General features: G+C 58.1%; 2 protein-coding genes and 1 tRNA gene. 1 reads left to right on the top strand and 2 read right to left on the bottom strand.

From position 1 onward, the window contains the following. Positions 1-40: 40 nt before the first annotated feature. The gene (locus tag ACRC1E_RS08340; RefSeq protein ID WP_438514637.1) at positions 41-235 is read left to right on the top strand and encodes a hypothetical protein; all 195 of its coding nucleotides are present in this window, start codon (positions 41-43) and stop codon (positions 233-235) included. A gap of 6 nt (positions 236-241) precedes the next feature. Here the strand turns inward: ACRC1E_RS08340 and ACRC1E_RS08335 are convergent. Both ACRC1E_RS08335 and ACRC1E_RS08330 read right to left on the bottom strand, forming a co-directional pair. Further along, positions 242-317: transfer RNA gene (locus ACRC1E_RS08335), tRNA-Asn, on the bottom strand. Positions 318-394: 77 nt separating this feature from the next. Continuing rightward, the coding region (locus ACRC1E_RS08330; RefSeq protein ID WP_438514636.1) for an Rne/Rng family ribonuclease at positions 395-2,953 on the bottom strand (2,559 nt) is incomplete at its 5' end.

Genomic DNA, 2,953 nt, shown 5'->3' with positions numbered 1-2,953 from the left:
TGCGGGTTTGTGAGGGGTAGCCCTTGCGACGGATGATCGCTTGAAACTGGTAGGGGCCCCGCCGGGTGATGCTTGCCATACAGTCTTCTCCGTAAAGGTGAATATGCGTATAGCGAAGCTGCAGAAAGTGAAGCGCAGGTATTTACCGCAAACTGCTGCAACGAGTGCAGCAAAAATGCAGCAAAAAGGCGGCACAAAACAAAAAGCCCACCTTAAAGGCGGGCTAAATGCTTGAATCTATTGGCTCCCCGAGCAGGGCTCGAACCTGCGACCTGCGGATTAACAGTCCGTCGCTCTACCAACTGAGCTATCAGGGAATTGAGTTGCCTATTATATGTATCGATTTAAGATGTGTCAAACCGATATTCCGGCCTGACACATCAAACCATCACCTTTAGTCGCGCGTTTCCACCTGCATCAACTGCGCAGACTCACTCGGCGCAGATGGCTGGGTGGTACGCAGCACATCGCTACGACGCTTCCCTTGCACAACAACAGCTTCAACCGCGATCTCGGCAGGCACGGCGCGTGTGGCGACCATAACCAGTCCACCCAGATCGGCAGCAGGCTCTTCAAGCTGTTTTTTGGCTACAGGCGCAAGCACCGGCAGTACCTGTTCGAAAACCGCAGGCTCAGCCATGACCGCAACAGTAGCCGGAGCGGTATCCCGCGGCATTTCAGCCACAACCTCAGTCACAGCCGGCGCAAGCTCAAGCGGTGCATCTACCGCAGGCGCTATGGCCGTTGTCACTTGCTCATAGACAGGCAGCACCGCAGCTTCAGCCTGCACCTGAACAACAGGCGCGATCTCGACAGGCAACTCGACAACAGTTTCGGCAGGCGCGGCAGCAACGGCCGCAGTCACCACCGCAACGGCAGCGATTTCAGGTTTGGCTTCTTCCACCTTGATCTCGGCCGCAGCGACTACAGGTTCAACAGCGCCAATTTGTACCATCTCACTGCTAGCTAGCGTCGTTTCAACCGTAATCCCTACCGGCTGAGCACCCTCGGCCGTGGCATTTGCCGCCGGCACTTCATCACGACGACGGTCACGACGGCTACGACGACGACGACGCTCATTGCGCTCCACTGTTTCTGCGGCATCCGCCTGAACAACGGCATGCTCGCTAGCCGGCACAACAAGCTCGATAGCTTTAGGCTCGTCACTCGGTACAACTTGCGCACGATTTTCCGCGACCTGCTTACTGGCATCGGCCTGCTGCTTTTCACGACGGCGTGGCTCTTGCTGCGGACGCTGGCTCTCCTGTCGCGAAGCTCCTTCCGGACGAACTACATCCTGACTGGCTTCAGCTTGACGAGCCGGCACCTGTTCGCGCTCGGCGCGTGGTTCGCGCTCGCGACGCTGGCGTGGTTCACGCGGCGGACGCGGCTCGCGTGGTTCGCGCACTTCGCTACGGGCTTCGCTGACAGTTTCCTGAGTGCGACGCTCGTCACTACTCTTGCGGCGCTCATCCTGCGACGCATTGCGGTCCCGGCGCTGGCCATTACTCCCTTGACGGCGCTCGCTCTGATTACGCGGCTTGCGCTCTTCACGCTGAGCCGGCTTGACTGGCGCCACAGGTGCCGGTGCAGCTTCAGGCGCAGCCAGGCCTTTAAACCAGCCCACCAGACGGCCAATCAGACCCGGCTCGGCAACCACAGCGGGCTTGGCAACCGGCGCAGCAGGCACTTCCGGCGCGGATGGTGCAGGTTGCTGCGGGGTAATCCCTTTAACCGCAGCTTCCAGGCGCTTAATCTCCGGCTTTTTCTGACCAAAGTTGGCCTCTGCGTCATCTTCCGGCATTTCTACGCGGCGATAGCTAGGCGCATCAGCCAACTCGTTCAGATCTTCGTGACGCAAACGGACGATTTTGTAATGTGGCGTTTCCAGATGCACGTTAGGAATCAGCAAGACGCTGACACCCAGACGCTCTTCGGTCGAATACAGCTCGGTACGCTTTTCATTGAGCAGGAAGGTTGCCACATCAACCGGCACCTGCGCATGCACCGCACCGGTATTTTCCTTCATCGCCTCTTCCTGGATGATGCGCAGGATGTGCAAGGCCGACGACTCGGTACCACGAATAAAGCCGATACCATGGCAACGCGGGCACGGGATATGACTGGATTCACCCAAGCTAGGCTGCAGGCGCTGACGCGACAATTCCAGCAGGCCAAAGCGTGACAGCTTGCCCATCTGTACGCGGGCACGGTCATGTTTGAGCGCATCACGCAGCGTATTTTCCACATCGCGCTGGCTCTTGGGGTTTTCCATATCGATAAAATCGATCACCACCAAGCCGCCAAGGTCACGCAGGCGCAGTTGACGGGCGATTTCTTCTGCCGCTTCCAGATTGGTACGCAGTGCGGTTTCTTCGATATCTGCGCCCTTGGTGGCACGCGCGGAGTTGACGTCGACGGAAACCAGTGCTTCGGTATGGTCGATCACAATCGCACCACCAGACGGCAACTGTACGCTGCGCGAATAGGCGGTTTCGATCTGGTGTTCGATCTGGTAGCGGGAGAACAACGGAACCGGGTCGGTGTAGAGTTTGACGCGGCCGACATTATTCGGCATCACGTGGCTCATGAATTGACGCGCCTGCTCGTATACGACTTCGGTATCGATCAGGATTTCGCCAATATCCGGCTGGTAGTAGTCGCGAATGGCACGAATCACCAGACTGCCTTCCTGCAAAATCAGGAACGGAGCCTTCTGGGCACCGGCAGCGGCTTCAATCGCATTCCACAGTTGGGTCAGATAGCTCAGATCCCACTGCAGCTCTTCGAAATTGCGGCCAATCCCGGCAGTGCGCGCAATCAGGCTCATGCCCGGCGTCACATTCAGCTTGACCATCAAGTCCTTCAGTTCCTGACGCTCTTCACCCTCGATACGGCGCGATACCCCGCCACCACGCGGATTATTAGGCATCAAGACCAGATAGCGGCCAGC

The sequence above is a fragment of the Craterilacuibacter sp. genome, from assembly GCF_051659485.1.
Lineage (GTDB): Bacteria > Pseudomonadota > Gammaproteobacteria > Burkholderiales > Chromobacteriaceae > Craterilacuibacter.
This window is presented reverse-complemented; position numbering and strand designations above follow the sequence as displayed.